Origin of the sequence: Salinibacter sp. 10B (assembly GCF_002954405.1) — a bacterium.
Lineage (GTDB): Bacteria > Bacteroidota > Rhodothermia > Rhodothermales > Salinibacteraceae > Salinibacter.
In genome coordinates, this window is sequence record NZ_MQWC01000004.1 from 3,579,375 (window position 1) to 3,597,396 (window position 18,022).

The window sequence follows — 18,022 nt, forward strand, 5'->3', positions numbered from 1 at the left end:
ACGCCGACCCGGTTCTTACAAGAGGGGCAGTAGTCCTCGACTTGTCAGGCTCTCTGATCTCTATGCCGTCCGCTACGACGCTTCTACCACGCCTTCCGGATGCTGCCCGCGTTTGGGTTCACCCCGCTGCGGCTTCTTTACCCGATGAGACGCAGAAGGCCGTCCGCAATCGTCTAGAGCGCTTCGTCGACGAGTGGACGTCCCATCAGCAGAACGTACAAGGGGGCGTAAGCATCCTCTACGATCGTTTCGTCCTGCTGGCCGGCGCGCGGACGGACGGCAATGATCCGTCGGGCTGTGCCATCGACGATGCTACGCGCGCCGTGGATGCCGTAGCCGAGGATCTGGGAATAGAGTGGGTGCCGTCCCTCCACGTGCTATACCGGACGCAGGAGGGAGAGGTGGCGGCCGTGCCCCGCTCCACCTTTCAGGAGCGAGCAGAGGCAGGCACCATCACGACCATGACGACGGTGTTTGATCCCAGCGTCACGACCCTGGGGGCGGTGCGAGACGGGGAGTTCGAACAGCCGGCGGGACAGTCGTGGCACGCGAACGCCTTCTCGCTTCCGGAGCCAGCGTAGGTATTCCGGGGCCTTCGACCGACCGCCCTTTGCCTGAATCCTCTCTGTTTTCTACATGGCTTTGTTGGTGAATCCCTGGGAGGCCTTGATGGGCTGGTTGGCCCGGATGGATCCGTCGCGCCGCGAGATCTTTCTGGCGAGCCTTGCTCTGCTGGTGCTCTTCGCGATTGGGACCACCGGGTATGCCCTTCTCGAAGGCTGGTCCGTGATGGATGGGCTCTACATGACGTTCATCACGCTCTCCACAATCGGCTTCCAGGAAATCCATACCCTGTCGGATGCCGGGCGTTTGTTTACACTTGGGCTCGGCATTACGGGCATCGGGCTCCTCACGTTTGTGGTCGCCCGGTCTGCTCAGCTCCTCCTCGCCAGCGAACGCCTCCGCGAACGCCAAAATATGAAGCAAATCAACGAGCTTTCGGATCACTACATCATCTGTGGATACGGCCGCGTAGGACAGCGGCTGGCCGAGGACCTGATGGCGGCGGACAAGCCCTTTGTCGTAGTCGACATCTCCGACGAAGAAATCGCCGATCTTCGGGACAAGGAGCATCTGTACGTTCAGGGGAATGCCGAAGAGGAGGAGATCCTAAAGCAGGCCGGGCTCGATCGGGCCCGCTGCTTGATCCTGACACTGCCCGAGGACAGTAGCAACGTCTTTGTGGCGCTTACCGCCCGGGAAATGAATCCCGATCTTTTTATACTGGCCCGAACGGTGGACCACGACAACCGAAGCAAGCTTCTCCACGCTGGGGCCGACAAGGTGATTGCCCCGAGCGAGGTGGGGGCCGATCGCATGGCGCAGGTCGTCCTCCGTCCCAACGTGGACGATTTTATGGAACGGGTGCTTCATGCCAACGCTCTCAGCCTTCAAATCGACGAGGTGGAGGTACACCCCAGCGCGCCTCTCGCGGGTCAGTCCCTCGCCGAGAGTAATTTTCGGCAGCAGTTCGATGCCGTCGTGATCGGCATCATCGACGCCGAGACGGGCAACATAACATTCAATCCTACCCCCTCGGCTCGCATCGAAGCCGGGGATATTCTCATCGTTCTTGGCGATTCGGAGGTCATCCACGCCCTGCGGGAGAAGGTGTGCACGCCATGAAAGAGTGAGGGACGGGGCACAGAAGGCGGCGTATGGAGGAGGGCATAGGCACACGTCTTGCGCCTCGCGGCGTCATAGACCACGAAAACGAATACGAGCCCACCAGATGGCACGGGCGCATCGTCATGTTGGGCCCGTTGGGAAACGGATGCGTCGTATACAGGTAGACACAAATATCCCACTGGATGTCTGTTGCCTTGAACGATGCACGTCCTCGCATGTCACTCTCTTTGCGTTCCCTCTTGATGTCTCTCGGGGGAATTGCCCTCCTTGCAGGCATTAGCGCCACGCCCGTCGTCGCCCAGGGATACTTTGATCAATATGCCCTCGAAGACATCTTGTCGACACGGGCAGAAGAGCTTAACGATCTTCCCGACGTCTACTACGAATACGTCGTCCTCGACGATTTGAGTGGCAACCACGTCGTGGCCCGCAACCGATTCTACCGCCGCATTGGGGACGGCGACACGGAGCTCGGGCGTGATCGGTCGCAGCTTATTGAGCTCCTCAACCGTCAGAGTGTCGAGAACACGCCCCTCGGCGACACGCTGGTCGTACCTACGCAGTTCGACCTCGACTTTCGGGCGTACTCCCCGTTTCCGCGCTATTACCCAGGGGCGCACACCCTGAGCAAGGTGTTTATCATCCACAAGCGCGTGCAGGCGTTCGCGGCATACGAGTATGGCAAGCTTGCGCGCTGGGGCATCGTGAATACCGGCGATCCCGACTCGACGGCGACGCCCAACGGCCGATTCAACTTTAACTGGAAGCAGGAGCAGCGCGTCTCTACGCTGAGCCCCCCGGGAGAGGAGTGGAATATGCGGTGGGTCTTCAACTTCGTCGCGTCTCGGGGCATCCACATCCACCAGTACTCGATGCCCACCGGCGGCCCGGCCAGTCACGGCTGCGTTCGCCTCGTCGACGCCGACGCGAAGTGGATTTACGACTGGGCCGAGCCCTGGGAAACGACGAAGGGGCACATCGGTCCCAGCTCCATGCGGGGCGATCTCATAGATCAGGGGACGATGGTCCTCGTGCTGGGCGAGGAGCCCGAGGGCGACCCCGAGCCCTTTGAGTACAAGAAGCGGTATCCGGTCCTGAAGCGGGTCCAGCTTCCCAACGATCCGTACGAGGTCCCGCCCGGCACCAACCAGCAGGAAATTTGGGACGAGCGACGACGGGAAGCGCGGGCGTCCCGATAGGGCGATCTCGTCGCAGGTCGCGATTGATATTTTCCCGCGCACCATCTACACTCGGACATAAGTGAAGTTATTTTTTCATTTCTGCTGAGCTCATGCTCTGTATTTTCCGATCGGATGCGATTGCGGTCGCTCTCGTCGTGGTTGTACTCGGCCTTGTGCTTCCGATCCCCCCCTCACAGGCGCAGTCCGATGCGTCGCCACCGCCATTGGGGATCTCTGACGACGGCCGTCGCCTCGTGCAGCCGGACGGCACGCCCTTTTTCTGGCTCGGGGATACGGCCTGGGAGCTGTTCCATCGCCTGAATCGTGAGGAGGCGAAGACCTACCTCGACGATCGCGCCGAGAAGGGATTTACCGTCATTCAAGCGGTCGTACTGGCCGAACAGGATGGATTGAACACGCCAAATCCTTACGGCGAGACGCCGCTCCACAACAACGATCCCACACAGCCGAACGAGGCCTACTTCGACCATGTCGATTTCGTCGTCGACCAGGCCGAACAGCGGGGGCTCTACGTTGGAATGCTGCCCACGTGGGGCGACAAGTTCAACAAGAAGTGGGGCGTGGGGCCGGAAATTTTAACGCCGGAAAATGCGCGGGCCTACGGCGAATTTCTGGGGGAGCGCTATCGGGACGAGCCGATCATCTGGATTCTCGGGGGCGATCGCAATCCGGAGAATGAGGAAGACGTGGCCATAATCCAGGCGATGGCCGACGGAATTGAGACGGGAGACGATGCCCCCCTGATGACCTACCATCCAATGGGTGGGTCGCAGTCGTGGCAGTGGTTTCACGCAGAGGCATGGCTGGACATCCACATGTTTCAGTCGGGGCATGACTTCGACATTGCCAACTACGAGACCACACGGGCGGGCTATCTGCGGGCGCCTCCGAGGCCGGTGATCGACGGCGAGCCGCGCTACGAAGACATCCCGGCCGGCTTTGACCCCAAGAAGGGGCGTATCGGTCCTTTCGACGTACGACAAGCGGCGTACTGGTCGGTCTTGTCGGGCGCCTTCGGCCACACCTACGGCAATAACAACATCTGGCAGATGTGGGACGAGGAGTACGAGCCGGTGTTGGGGGCCCGGTTTTCGTGGCACGAGGCCCTCGATCACGTAGGGGCGACGCAGATGGGGCACGTGCGGCAGCTTTTTCTCTCGCGTCCGTTTTTAGAGCTTGTGCCAGACCAGTCGGTGTTGGCCGGCCCGGCCGGAACCGGGGCGGCACATCAGCGGGCGGCACGAGGAGGGGGCGGACGCTACCTGATCGCGTATACGCCGTACGGGGCGCCGGTGTCGGTGTGGTTGGGGACGATTGCGGGGGAGACAGCCGTTGCGCACTGGTTCAATCCCCGGACGGGGGAGGCGCAGGAGATTGGCACGTTTGATGCGACCGATACGCACACGTTCGATCCGCCGGGAGACACTGGACGGGGGAGCGATTGGGTCTTGGTCGTTGATGCCGCCTCTGCCGACTTCGGCTCTCCCGGGCAATTGGAGTAATCCCGAATGCCGAGGCTGGTTGCACATTTTGCTTCGGCGGGTCCGGACGCGGGTCTTCGAGAGGCGGAAGTGATTCTTGCAGAGAGGCTGGCCGCACGGCTTTGATCTGACCTTCACGCAGCAACCTCCTACGTTGTATCTGCTTGAGGTGTGGAGGAGCAGACGTTGTATGTACCCGCTCCTTCAACCTTCCGGGCATCCATTCCGACGTTCGCAATTGTCCCGATAGTCTGTCCCACCTATGTGTTTTGATCGTTCCCGGCCGTGGATTGGGCTCGCGGTTGTAGTTGCTGTTTTCAGTGTACTTGCGGCAGGATGTTCGTCGCCCTCACAGGCGCCGGACACAACGGCTCAGACCTCCTCCCAGCCGGCGACGCCCAGTGGTCCGAATCTTTCCCTGCTGTACGCCACAGCCGAAGAAGGGCTCGTTTTCCACGATGCTCGTCGCGACTCCAGTCGCACATTGGTGCCGGGGGCGGTCGACGACAGCGTACAGGCCCGCTCGGCGTCCGGTCGATACCTTGCGTTCACCTACCGCACGGCCGACTCGACACACTTGGCCCTGTTCGACCGTCGGGCGCAGACCCTCCAGCCGATCGACGCCCGCAGAACGCCCGTCACCTATTCGCTGGCCTGGCATTCGTCGGAGGAGCGGCTTGCCTTTGCGTACTACAGGCCCGCACGGTCCGGCACGCGGGGACCCGGCGATGTCTTTGTGGCCACGCCGGACGGTGCGACGCGCGACGTGGGGTGCAGCGCCGCCCGCGAGGTGTTGGACTGGTTGCCGGATGGGTCGCTCGCCACGCGCAACGACGATAAGCTCTACGTGGTGGCGCCGAGCGACTGTGCTACCCGTGCCTCCGCCGATGCCCGTCGCATGCGACGGGCGACCTACGCCCCCAGCGGGAAGCATCTCGCGTATATCCATCGAGAGCTCACCTACGACCGCGACAACCGTGAATATACACCGGACTCGTCCCTCATGCTTAGCGACGCGCGGGGCGGCAACGCGCAGGAGCTTTTTGGACACGAGCGGCGGGTGCGCCATCTCCGGTGGGGGCCGGACGCGACGGAGCTCGCCTTCGACGTACGGGTAGAGGCCTCTGGGCATCGGCAGATTGCTGTCTACAACCTCGCCCGTGAGCGGACCGTCTACCTGACACCCCCCACCCAAACGGCGGCCGACCAGGTGCACCCGATATGGTCACCATCCGGAACCCACGTGGCATTTACGCTGCGTACGAGCACAGGGCCGCAGGCAGCGGTGCGGATTGAAGGGCAGACGCGGCGGTTCGGATTGGTGAAGGGAGCCGTTGGGGGATGGGTGGACGATCGCACGCTCGTCGTGCCTGGACCCGACAGTCTGCGCGTCCGGGCACTCAACGGCAGTACCCAGTACGCTCATCCCGCGCCCACGTCGCTCATCCACGTTTGGAGTCGCGACCCTGCATAACGGGAGACGACGAGCGGCACTTTTGGACAGTTTTGGTTGTGCGGGGGCGTCCGAACCAGACGCACCGGAACCGGAGTGGGGGTTGAGAATGAGAGGGGAGACCTGTTTCCATGCCTCGGTACAATTGAAGAACGGCCGGGCCCGCCGGTAGTCCGGTGGGTCGCCTGCCGGGGGCCACTTTTCCTGTTGCTTTCATGTCTCTCGATCTTGCGCTCCCTCCGCCTCACTCCACTCCCCCGGCAACGGAGACCGGCTTTCCACTTCCTCTCGGTCCTCACATCTGGGACGGCGGCATCAACTTTTCCTTGTTCAGTCGTCATGCGACCCAGGTGTGGCTGGAGCTGTACGACGAGCCCGCGGACGCCATTCCACGACATCGGTTTTCTCTGACAGCCCCACGCCATCGTACCGGCGACCTCTGGCACATCTGGGTAGAGGGGTTGGTGCCGGGGCAGCTATACGGGTACCGGGTCGACGGTCCCTATGCGCCCGAGGAGGGGCACCGATTCAATCCGTACAAGCTGTTGTTGGACCCCTATGCGGCGGCCATTACACACATGGAGAACTGGGACTTCCGCCGGGCACAGGGATACGATGCCTCGGATCCCCGGAAGGACCTTTCGTTCTCGACCGAAAACAATGCCGACACGGCGCCCAAGTGCGTGGTCACGGAGCGGCGGACGGGGTGGGAGGAGCGGCGCCCTCTCCGGCGACCGTGGGCGGACACGATCATTTACGAACTGCACGTTCGGGGCTTTACGGTAGATCCCAGTAGCGACGTTGAGCATCCTGGCACCTACCGGGGGCTCATCGAAAAAATCCCGTACTTGCAGGACCTTGGGATTACGGCTGTGGAGTTGATGCCCGTGCAGGAATTCAACGAGCGAGAAATTGCTCGCGTAAATCCGCTTTCGGGAGAGCCCCTTCGCAATTACTGGGGCTACAATCCCGCCACGTTTTTTGCCCCCAATGGGCTGTATTCCAGCACCGGTACTCAGGGGGAGCAGGTAGAGGAATTTAAGGACATGGTGAAGGCCTTTCACGAGGCCGGCATTGAGGTCATCCTCGACGTCGTGTTCAATCACACGGCAGAAGGGGATGAGATTGGGCCGACGATGAGCTGGCGCGGACTGGACAACCGCATCTATTACCTGCTGACGGAGGATCGACGCTTCTACAAGGACTACACGGGCACCGGCAACACGGTCAAGTCGGACCATCCCGTGGTGCGCGATCTTATCCTGGACGCGCTCCGCTACTGGGTCGTGGAGATGCACGTGGATGGTTTTCGGTTCGATCTTGCCTCGGTATTGGGACGAGACGAGGATGGGCAACTCCTGGCCGACCCGCCGCTTTTGGAGCGCATTGCTCACGACCCGGTGCTCCGCAACGTGAAAATGATTGCCGAGGCATGGGACGCAGCCGGGGCCTACCAGGTGGGACAGTTTCCAGCGAAAGGATGGTCAGAGTGGAACGGACACTTCCGCGACGACGTGCGCCGGTTCTGGCGGGGGGACTCCGGCATGTTGGGGACCTTTGCGTCTCGCCTTGCCGGCAGCTCCGACCTCTACGGCGGCGGCGAACGGGGGCCGGAGTCCAGTATCAACTACGTGACCAGCCACGACGGCTTCACGCTCAACGACCTCGTCAGCTACGCCGAAAAGCACAACGAGGCCAACGGCGAATTCAACCGCGACGGCACCGATGCCAACTACAGTGCCAATTATGGTGTAGAAGGCCCGACCGAGGACCCGCAGGTCAACGCTGTGCGGACCCGTCAGATCAAGAACGTTCTCCTCACGCTCCTGCTGTCGCACGGCGTGCCCATGCTGCTGGGCGGCGACGAATTCCGCCGCACCCAGTACGGCAACAACAACGCGTACTGCCAAGACAACGAGGTGGGCTGGTGGTTGTGGGACCGGCTCGACGATCACAGCAATATTCACCGCTTCGTTCGCGAGTTGATCACGGCCCGGCGGGCGTACTCGCCCCTCCAGCATGCTGGATTCTACACCGACGAGGACCTCCAATGGATTGGGCCGCAGGGCGAGTCGCCTCGTTGGGAGGACTCGGAGGCTCGTGCGCTGGGCTGCTATTTGCCGGAGAAAAATGGCCTGGCCGTGCTCCTTCTTTTCAATGCCGGCCGGGAGGCCGTTGATTTCGACCTGCCCATGCAGCCGAACGACCGTCGCTGGCACCGCAAGGCCGACACCGCGCTTCCGTCCCCCGACGACATCACGCCCCTTGGTGAGACCAAGCCGCTTGATCAGCAGACGCACTACACGGTAGACCCGCAGTCGAGTGTCGTCCTCGTTGCGCCGGCGTAACGTCAGTGTTTCGTAGACTGCGTTTTGAGAAGGGGGAAGAACCGTGGAAGGCATTCGACGAGGGACGACCAACGCTGCCCTGAGGTGGTTCTTGCTCCACTCCCCCTTTGGTTGAAGGTCCCGTCAGAACCGACCCTGGGCGCACGTAGAGAAATCATTTCTAGATCCTGAAAGGAGGGAGAAGGCTTCTGCGGGGCTGTCGAAGTTTGTATTTTTTGTAACTTGAGGGGAGGGAGTGGGCGAGAGTGGGACGGTAAAGCCGAATCATTCCCGAAAGTGAGAGGATAGGTAAAATTCTTTTCTTTCATTTCCTGTAAATCCCCAGATATTCCGTGTTGGAAGCGCTTTCTTTCTGAAAGATACTTTATCTAGGGGTTTTGTACACTTCGTCATCTCTTCACTTGACAGGGATAGCTACGACCCTTTACGTGGAAGCGAACTTCAAAAGACGAACCTGTTCGCTCGCGATGCGCACGGCTCTTGCCCACATGCCGGTTCCGTCTCCACAAGCCCGACGACTGTGCGGGCCGGAGGCTTTGGCTGCGAGTACAGGATCGGTCGCTTTTGAAGGGATTGCCGTCAGTGGACGAGTGTTCCGGATTTTGGGGCTCGTCCTTCTTCTTATTCTTGCGATTCTTCCGGGTTAACAGCCGACGGCCAATCCCTTCCACTCGATGACTCCAGGTATCGTGCGACGCTGAGGGGATTGGCCCCCTCCCCAGACTGATGCCTGATATTTTTGCCCGAGTCATCGCTTGTCCTCCCAGGGTGCCTACAGAGTGCTTGGTCTGCTCTGGAATTCCTCTGTGGTGTTCATGCGGGCACTTCGGTATTCGGTTGGGGGACGGTTGGACTGGAAGGTCGCGGTGTGTCTTCCACACGAGCGACGTTTTCTCCACGACAGGCTCCGCAACCGATGCCGACTGATTCTCTGAAGACCTCCACCCCATCTACAGCTTCCAACGGCGCTCCGGACGCCCCTGTGTTGAAAGGATCCGAGATCTTTGTGCGGGCCCTCGAAGAAGAGGGAGTTGACCGTGTCTTTGGCCACCCCGGAGGGGCGGTCATTAAGATCTACGATGCAATGGAGCGGATCCAGCCCGACTACGAGCATGTGCTCGTTCGGCACGAGCAGGGGGGGACGCACGCCGCGGAAGGCTACGCCAAGGCTACTGGTCGCGTCGGCACCGTGCTCGTCACCAGCGGGCCCGGGGCCACGAACACCGTCACGGGCATCGCGGACGCCTACTTGGATTCCGTGCCCATCGTTGTCTTTACCGGTCAGGTGCCCACCCACCTCATCGGGAACGATAGCTTCCAGGAGACGGACACCACGGGCGTGACCCGCAGCATTACAAAGCATAATTTTCTGGTGCGGGACGTCGACGAGTTGGCGTCGACGATCAAAAAGGCCTATCACATTGCCCGGACGGGGCGGCCGGGGCCGGTCGTCGTCGACATTCCCAAGGATGTGCAAATGGACAAGAGCACATTCGTTTATCCGGACGAGCCGGACCTGCCGGGGTATTCGGTGCCGGGAAAGGGCGCATCGAGGCAGGTTCAGCGGGCGGCACGCATGATTGAGGAGGCCGAACGGCCGCTGCTCTACGTTGGCGGGGGAACCATCAACGCGGATGCGCCGGAGCACCTCACCAAGCTGGCACGGAAGACCAACATTCCCGTGACCACCACCCTGCACGGGCTCGGGGCATTTCCGGAGACCGATGACCTCGCGCTTGGATGGCTGGGGATGCACGGGTTCTACCATACCAACATGGCGGTGCAGAATGCCGATCTCATTATTGCTGTGGGGGCACGCTTCGATGATCGCGTCACGGGCGATGTGGATGCGTGGGCGCCCGACGCCAAGATCATCCATGTCGACATTGATCCGTCCTGCATCTCGAAAAACGTGTACGCGGACTGCGCGATCATTGGAGATGCACAGAAGGTTTTGCAACAACTTCTGCCCAAAGTGGAGCCGAAGGACACGGAGGAGTGGCTCGCCCAGATCGACGAGTGGCGCGACAGTTGCCCGCCGTATGAGTACGAACAGCCGGACGAGGATCTGATTGCGCCCGAGTCTGTGGTCGAACAGTTGTACGAGAAGACGCAAGGCGAAGCGGTCATGGTCTCGGACGTGGGGCAGCACCAGATGTGGGTGTGCCAGTACTATAAGTTTGGGCGCACGCGCTCGCACATCAGCTCGGGGGGGCTCGGCACCATGGGCTTTGGGCTTCCGGCCGCCATGGGGGCCGCCTTCGGCATGCGCGAAGGCCGGGACCTCGATGTCGTGTGCGTGAGCGGGGATGGGGGCTTTGTGATGAACGCGCAGGAGCTCAGTGTGGCGGCCGCCCACGGGTTGCCGCTTAAAATCGCGGTCCTCAACAACAATTTCCTGGGAATGGTGCGGCAGTGGCAGTCGCTCTTTCACGAGGATCGCTTCAGTCACACCGACCTGACCTCAACGAACCCCGATTTTGTGAAGCTGGCCGAGGCGCATCACTGCGTGGGGCTTCGGGCCACCTCCCCGGACGAGGTTGGCGACGTGATCGATCAGGCCTGGGAGGTCGACGACCGGCCCGTTCTCATGGAGTTTGCGGTGCCGAAGGAGGAGATGGTGTTCCCGATGGTGCCGGCCGGTGCTGCCAGCGACGACATGCTCACCGAGATGTTTAGCAAGGAGGAAATGGCAAAGGAGTGAGGTGGATTTCGTATTGCGTATCCCGTTGGAGAGAAACGGAATACGCAATACACAGCACCTCACCTGTTTTGAGCACACCGCCTGACGCTGCTTCTACCCACAACCCCTGCAGCCCCCATGTCCGACGAAGAGACCCTCACCCGACAGCAAATCCGCCGAAAGCGCAAGTTCGGCGAACCGATTCTGCCAGAGGAGGAAGACGAGACCGATCAGAAGCACCGGCACATCATTGCCGTCACGCTCGAAAACACGATCGGGGCGCTGAACCGGGTCACGAATCTGTTTTCTGCACGCGGCTTCAACCTTGAGAGTGTAGCGGTCGGAGAGACCGAGGATTCGTCGATTGCCCGCCTCACGCTCGTCACGGTGGGTAACGATCGCATTGTGGCGCAGGTGACGCGCCAACTGAAGGGCCTAGTGAACACGTACGACGTGACGGACCTCACCGATGCCGAGCACGTCGAGCGCGAGCTGTGTTTGTTGAAAGTGCAGTACACGTCCGACACTCGGCCGGAAATTCTCGATATCAAGGACATTTTTCGGGGACGTGTTGTGAATGTGACACCGGAGACGATGGTGCTTGAGGTGACTGGGCCGAACAAGAAGATTAACGCCTTCATCGGCATGATGCAGGAGCACGGCATTGAAGAGGTGGCGCGGAGCGGGCAGGTGGCCATGCACCGTGCTCTGGAGTATGAAGCGCCGAATCCGCTTGCGTCGTCCGAGTCCGAGGTGAACGACAACGGCTCCTCAGACGCCAACTAGCGCCTCGTATAGAGGCTCGTCGTCGAGCCCTGTGTAAAGGCGTCCCGCCCGGGACGTCTCAACCCAACACTTTATCTCTCTTTGACTCTTTCTCCTGTCTATGAAAGTGCATTACGAAGCAGACTCTTCACTCATCCACGACAAGCAGGTCGCCGTGATTGGATACGGCAGTCAGGGCCATGCCCATGCGCTGAATCTCCACGATAGTGGGGTCGAGGTAGCGGTGGGCCTACGGCCCGACTCCTCCTCCCGTGAAAAGGCCGAACAGCAGGGCCTGACGGTGATGGACATTGGCGAGGCCGCTGCGTGGGGGGACGTGGTGATGCTCCTCATCCCCGATCAGCACCAGAAGGAGGTGTACGAAGAACACCTGAAGGAGCACATGACGCCGGGCACTGCGCTTGGCTTTGGGCATGGGTTCAACATTCACTACGACCGAATCGAGCCGCCCGAAGGAGTGGACGTCTTTATGGTGGCTCCGAAGTCTCCCGGCCATCTCGTCCGGCGCACCTACGCGCAGGGCAGCGGGGTGCCGTGTCTCGCAGCGGTCGACCAGGATGCCTCCGGCGGGGCCATGGAGCTTGCCGTGAGCTACGCCGACGCCATTGGGGGAACCCATGCGGGCGTTATTGAGACGACGTTCAAGGATGAGACCGAGACTGATCTCTTTGGGGAGCAGGCTGTGCTGTGCGGCGGGTCGCAGGCACTCATCCAGGCAAGCTTCGAAACGCTGGTCGATGCCGGCTATCCGCCCGAACTCGCATATTTCGAGTGTCTGCATGAGTTGAAGCTCATCGTGGATCTCTACTATGAGGGCGGCCTCGAATACATGAACTACTCGGTCAGCGACACGGCCGAATACGGCAACTACACGCGCGGTCCTCGCGTGATCGATGATGACGTACGGGAGGAGATGCAGGACATCCTCGAGGAGATCCAGTCCGGCGAGTTTGCCGAGGAATGGATGGAAGAGTATGAGAACGGGGCGCCCAATCTGCTGGAGCAGCGGGAGGCGCTGAAGGATGAGCAGATCGAGAAGGTGGGCAAGAAGCTCCGCGGCATGATGCCATGGCTCGATGGCGACGAGACGCCGGACAACGGCGAGGCACCCGACGCAGAAGAAGCCTCGACGGAATCGGTGTAGCTGCGTGTGTGGGGATGGGCGTGTGGGCGTATGTGAGTTTGTGTGTAGGAAACGTCCGTACCCCCACACTCCCAGACGCACATATGACTGGATAGACAACCCTCTGCTACAAGTATCTACCCTTTACCGGATGGAAGATTCGAGAACCTACAATATCACCTGGCTGCCGGGGGACGGCATTGGACCCGAAGTGACGCGAGAAGCATTGCGCGTGATGGAGGCGGTGGCCGATACGCACGGATTTTCGCTCTCGGTGGACGAGCATCTTGCTGGAGGCGCCGCCATCGACGCGACCGGAGAGCCGTTGCCTGAAACCACCCGCACCGCCTGTCAGGAGAGCGACGCCGTCCTGCTCGGCGCAGTCGGCGGACCGAAGTGGGCCGACACGACGGGCGATCAGCGGCCGGAAAGCGGGCTCCTTGCGCTCCGGAAGGTGCTGGGCGTCTACGCCAACCTACGGCCCGTTCGTGTGCCGGAGAGCCTGGCCGATGCCTCTCCGCTTCGCCCCGAGCGCGTGGCCGACACCGACGTGCTCTTCGTTCGCGAACTCACCGGCGGCATCTACTTTGGCACGCCGCGCGGCCGCACCGAAGCAGGGGTGGCCAACACGATGGTGTATTCGGAAGAAGAAATCGAGCGCATTGCCCACATCGCCTTCCAGCGGGCCCAGCTGCGCGGCGGGCACGTGACCTCGGTCGATAAAGCCAATGTCCTCGACGTATCTGAGCTGTGGCGGTCTGTTGTGACCGACGTGAAGGAGGAGCATTATCCGGATGTGGAGCTGCGGCACCTGTACGTCGATAACGCGGCCATGCAGGTAGTACGGGACCCTCGACAGTTTGACGTGGTACTGACCGGCAACCTCTTTGGCGACATCCTTTCCGACCTTGCGGCGGCGCTGCCCGGCTCGTTGGGCCTGCTGCCCTCGGCGAGCGTTGGAGGAACGGTCGGCCTGTTCGAACCGGTGCACGGAAGTGCCCCGGACATCGCAGGCACAGACCAGGCCAATCCCATTGCGGCCATTCTGAGCGGCGCACTGCTCCTCGATGAGATCGACGAGACTGCGGCGGCTGATGCGGTCCGGTGGGCCGTAGATGCGACGCTGGAGGACGGACGTCGAACTGGGGACCTTGCGGCCTCCGCCGACGCTGCGTCGACCTCTGAGTTTGGCCGGGCCGTGGCCGAGCGGGCCGCCGACCATACTCCTCAAACGACCACAGCCTCATGATTTGCGCATCTCGTCGCGGAATGTCGCTCGTTCCGATTCCCGCCGCGAACTGGCACGTACAGGGACGGGTGAACCATCAACTTATCAAGCGTCCGGACCGCCCGTCCTGAGCGACGGTTGTGTTCGGGCGCGCGTCCGCTCCTCCTGCATTCTGCGTATCTGACCGATCTGACCTGAGCATCCGACTATGACCGACCACGTCACCATTTTTGACACCACCCTGCGCGACGGCGAACAGGCGCCCGGGGCCTCCATGACTGTAGACGAGAAAGTCCGCATCGCCCAGCAGCTTGCGACGCTCGGCGTAGATGTGATTGAGGCCGGCTTTCCGGTGTCCTCGCCCGCCCAAACCGAAGCTGTCCAGCGCATTGTCGCGGAGGTGGAGGGTCCCGTCACCTGTGCGCTTGCCCGCACGATTGAGGACGATCTTCTCGCTGCGGGGGAGGCGCTGGAGGGGGGCACCGACACCCGCGTTCATACGTTCATCGCGACGAGCGACGTGCACATCGAGGCGAAGTTCGACAAACTTGGCGACACGATGGCCGAGAAGCGACGCGCCATCATTGAGCGGGCCCAGACGGCGATCGAGCATGCGCTCACGTATACCGACAACGTTGAGTTTAGCGCTGAGGATGCGGGCCGTACCGACCCGGGCTTTCTCCGAGAGGTCGTGCAGGCGGCGGCGGAGGCGGGGGCGACAACCATAAACATTCCCGACACTACCGGCTATTGTGCTCCGAGCGAGTACGCCGACCTTCTGTCGGACGTTCGGGAGAGTCTGCCCGATCCGGAAGCCGTCATCCTCTCCACGCATTGCCACGATGACCTGGGACTGGCTACGGCCAATACACTGGCCGGTGTGAAGGCAGGCGCCCGGCAGGTGGAGTGCACGATCAATGGCATTGGCGAACGGGCTGGAAATGCCGCCCTGGAGGAAATTGTGATGGCCCTCGTGGTGCGGAGCGACGAGTTTAATGTAGAGACGAGCATCAACCCCAAGCACCTCACGCGAGCGAGCCAGATGGTGTCGGCGGCGTCTGGCTTTCCGGTACAACCGAACAAGGCAATCGTGGGGAGCAATGCCTTCAGCCACGAGGCCGGCATTCACCAGCACGGCGTTCTGAAGGAGCGGTCTACCTACGAAATCATGTCGGCCGAGGACGTCGGGCAGGACACCGAACAGATTCGCCTGGGCCGCCACTCGGGCCGCCACGGTCTTTTCAACCGCCTCGAAACGCTGGGCTACGAGGTGCCCGATGGGCATCGGTCCGAGATCTACCAGCGCTTCCTGGATCTCGCGGATCGGAAGAAGGAGATCTTCGACGAGGACCTGGAGCGGATGATGGAGGAGTTCGGCTACGGGGGTGATTCGCCCCTTGGAGGAGAGAGGCGTATGGACGGCGCCACCGCCGATGGGGAGCCCCTGGCCTATCGCCTTGATCATTTTTCCGTCCACCTCGAGACGAACGCCGAGCCGGCGGTGGGCATCCGACTCCAGCGGTACGACGGGACGGTTCGTGAAGAAGAGGCGACGGGGGACGGGCCGGTGGAGGCCCTCTACCGCGCCATTGATCACGCTGTAGACCAGCCGCACACGCTAGTCGACTATTCCATCCGCTCGATCTCAGAGGGGGCTGATGCCCAGGGCGAGGTGGAGGTTCGCATCCGCTACGGAGAAAATTACTTTACCGGCCGTGCTCGTGGGACCGATGTGGTGCGTGCCTCTGCGGAGGCGTACGTCGATGCCTTGAATCGGCTCGCCGCCGCTCAGTCCGACGCTGAGTCCGTCGAGTTCGTTCGGGACAGCATCATGAACGCGTATAACGGAGAGTAGTCCGTCCGTATCTCGTATTGCGTAGGGCGGAAGGGAAGAAACGTCATGAAATACGCACTACGAAATACGCCCTACCGGCACCCGAACATACTGATTTTTGAAGCTTCCTACGTTCAAATACGTCGTCTTCTATGTCCACCGGTACCCTCTACGACAAAGTCTGGGATCAGCACACCGTGCGCGAGTTGCCCACCGGCGAAACGCAACTGTTTGTGGGGCTCCACCTGATCCACGAGGTCACCAGTCCGCAGGCCTTTGGGATGCTTGAGGAGCGTGACCTGTCGGTGGCGTTTCCGGACCGCACGTACGCCACGACGGATCACATTATCCCGACGGCTGACCTGACGCGTCCCTTTGGGGATGCACAGGCCGAGACGATGCTGCAAGAGTTAGAGCAGAACACGGCGGAGTACGACATCACATTCTTCGATCCGGATTCCGGCGCGCAGGGCATCGTGCACGTCGTGGGGCCGGAGCAGGGCCTCACCCAGCCCGGCATGACCATCGTCTGCGGCGATTCACACACGAGCACGCACGGGGCCTTCGGCTCGCTCGGCTTCGGCATCGGCACCAGCCAGATTCGCGACGTGCTGGCGACGCAGTGCGTGGCAATGGAGAAGCAGAAGGTGCGCCGCATCCAGGTGAACGGGACGCTCGGCGACGGCGTCTATGCCAAAGACATCATTCTCAAGATTATCGGAGAGCTCGGGGTGGAAGGGGGCATCGGCCACGTCTACGAGTACGGTGGCCCGGCCATCGAAGCCCTCGGCATGGAAGGGCGGATGTCCATCTGCAACATGAGCATCGAGGGCGGTGCCCGCGCGGGGTACGTCAATCCCGATGTCACGACATTCGAATACTTGAGGGGCCGCCCGCACGCCCCCAGTGGCGAGGAGTGGGAACAGGCCATCGATTGCTGGCAGTCTCTCCGCTCCGACGAGGACGCGACGTACGATGACAAAGTGACGTTCGACGGCTCGGCCATCGAACCGATGGTGACGTGGGGCATCACGCCGGGACAGGCCATCGGCATTTCGGAGTCCATTCCCGATCCGGATGATCTCCCGTCCGGACAGGCGGAGACGGCTCGGAAGGCGCTTGATCATATGGACCTGTCGCCAGGCCGGACGATGCGGGGCGTGAACGTGGACGTGGCATTCCTGGGGTCGTGTACGAACGCGCGCATCTCCGATCTTCGGGAAGCAGCGTCGATTCTGAAGACGATCGGGCGACCGGTGGCCGACGACGTGCGGGCGATGGTCGTCCCGGGATCGCAGGGCGTGAAGCAGCAGGCCGAAGAGGAAGGGCTGGCCGATGTCTTTCGCGACGCGGGCTTTGACTGGCGCGGGGCCGGATGCTCGATGTGCCTTGGCATGAATGAGGATCAGCTTCAGGGCCGCGAGCTCTGCGCATCGTCCTCAAACCGCAACTTCATCGGGCGTCAGGGCAGCAAGGACGGCCGCACCGTACTCATGAGCCCGGCGATGGTGGTGGCCGCGGCGGTGGAAGGGGAGGTTACGGACGTACGAGAATTGCTGTAGCCGGAGCACTGTGCTATGACCCGTATTGCGTATTTCGTATTGCGTAGGGGCTCTCAACGTCCGTTTGAGGCACCCTTGAAGATACGCAATGCGCAACACGAAATACGCTCACGACGCAAGCGGAACGTGTTCGAGTAATTCTTCCATCTGTTTGTCGGAATCTCCGTACGATGAGTCAGGCTCTCGAATTTCACCGCCTCGCTGCCTGGGAATGATGGTGAGGAGAAGACGAATAATCTCCGTCATGAAATTGAGACGATGGCGCGCGACTTGTTTACCCAGCACGAAGCGCCCTTTGTAGTACCAGTCTCTGCTTTCGCGAGCGGAGCCCAGTGCATACTCGTAGAATCGTGCGCGATCCTTTCCGGTCCCGCGTGAATAGCCTTCGGCAATGTTTGCCCCGACCGAGCCAACGGCCCGGTATAACTGATCAGCAACCTCTTGGGAGCGTTTTTCCTTTTGGAGTGAGCTAGCATCCCGCCAACAGACATCAGAGGCAAACAGGCTGAGCCGATACACGCGCATTTCCCAAAGCGGATCGTTTTGAATTGAGTCCGGAACCTGCTCCTTCCACGATTCAAACGTCATGGGTTGAGTGCACTGTCTGGATTGTAGCACCACACGAGATACGCA

General features: G+C 61.3%; 13 protein-coding genes. 12 read left to right on the top strand and 1 reads right to left on the bottom strand.

From position 1 onward, the window contains the following. The first annotated feature begins 62 nt into the window (after nt 1–62). The 12 genes from BSZ35_RS14610 to leuC all read left to right on the top strand — a co-directional run bounded on the left by BSZ35_RS14610 (nt 63) and on the right by leuC (nt 17,389). Nucleotides 63–581: a hypothetical protein gene (locus BSZ35_RS14610; RefSeq protein ID WP_105013131.1), complete on the top strand. Its 519-nt coding sequence runs from the start codon at nt 63–65 to the stop codon at nt 579–581. 55 nt (nt 582–636) lie between these two features. Beyond that, the gene (locus BSZ35_RS14615; RefSeq protein ID WP_105013132.1) at nt 637–1,686 is read left to right on the top strand and encodes a potassium channel protein; all 1,050 of its coding nucleotides are present in this window, start codon (nt 637–639) and stop codon (nt 1,684–1,686) included. 218 nt (nt 1,687–1,904) lie between these two features. Further along, on the top strand, nt 1,905–2,888 hold the full coding sequence (locus BSZ35_RS14620) for a L,D-transpeptidase (protein ID WP_105013868.1): 984 nt from the start codon (nt 1,905–1,907) through the stop codon (nt 2,886–2,888). A 92-nt stretch (nt 2,889–2,980) separates the two neighbouring features. Further along, nucleotides 2,981–4,393, top strand: coding sequence for a glycoside hydrolase family 140 protein (locus BSZ35_RS14625; protein WP_105013133.1), 1,413 nt, complete (start codon nt 2,981–2,983; stop codon nt 4,391–4,393). Between the two features lie 241 nt (nt 4,394–4,634). Beyond that, entirely contained in the window at nt 4,635–5,846 is a 1,212-nt protein-coding gene (locus tag BSZ35_RS14630; RefSeq protein ID WP_258096599.1) for a hypothetical protein, read from the top strand. A 194-nt stretch (nt 5,847–6,040) separates the two neighbouring features. Further along, the gene (glgX, locus tag BSZ35_RS14635) at nt 6,041–8,173 is read left to right on the top strand and encodes a glycogen debranching protein GlgX (protein WP_105013134.1); all 2,133 of its coding nucleotides are present in this window, start codon (nt 6,041–6,043) and stop codon (nt 8,171–8,173) included. Nucleotides 8,174–9,089: 916 nt separating this feature from the next. Then, complete coding sequence (gene ilvB / locus BSZ35_RS14645; RefSeq protein WP_105013136.1) at nt 9,090–10,877, top strand: biosynthetic-type acetolactate synthase large subunit; 1,788 nt, start codon at nt 9,090–9,092, stop codon at nt 10,875–10,877. A gap of 117 nt (nt 10,878–10,994) precedes the next feature. Further along, complete coding sequence (ilvN, locus tag BSZ35_RS14650; RefSeq protein WP_105013137.1) at nt 10,995–11,642, top strand: acetolactate synthase small subunit; 648 nt, start codon at nt 10,995–10,997, stop codon at nt 11,640–11,642. 100 nt (nt 11,643–11,742) lie between these two features. Continuing rightward, a complete protein-coding gene (ilvC, locus tag BSZ35_RS14655; RefSeq protein ID WP_105013138.1) occupies nt 11,743–12,786 on the top strand; it encodes a ketol-acid reductoisomerase in 1,044 nt (347 codons plus the stop codon). A gap of 130 nt (nt 12,787–12,916) precedes the next feature. Continuing rightward, nucleotides 12,917–14,014, top strand: coding sequence for a 3-isopropylmalate dehydrogenase (leuB, locus tag BSZ35_RS14660; protein ID WP_105013139.1), 1,098 nt, complete (start codon nt 12,917–12,919; stop codon nt 14,012–14,014). A 187-nt stretch (nt 14,015–14,201) separates the two neighbouring features. Beyond that, a complete protein-coding gene (locus BSZ35_RS14665) occupies nt 14,202–15,848 on the top strand; it encodes a 2-isopropylmalate synthase (protein WP_105013140.1) in 1,647 nt (548 codons plus the stop codon). Nucleotides 15,849–15,979: 131 nt separating this feature from the next. Further along, nucleotides 15,980–17,389: a 3-isopropylmalate dehydratase large subunit gene (leuC, locus tag BSZ35_RS14670; RefSeq protein WP_105013141.1), complete on the top strand. Its 1,410-nt coding sequence runs from the start codon at nt 15,980–15,982 to the stop codon at nt 17,387–17,389. Nucleotides 17,390–17,497: 108 nt separating this feature from the next. On the opposite strand, the gene BSZ35_RS14675 is transcribed toward leuC, so the two are convergent. Then, on the bottom strand, nt 17,498–17,977 hold the full coding sequence (locus BSZ35_RS14675) for a four helix bundle protein (protein WP_105013142.1): 480 nt from the start codon (nt 17,975–17,977) through the stop codon (nt 17,498–17,500). Nucleotides 17,978–18,022 lie beyond the last annotated feature (45 nt).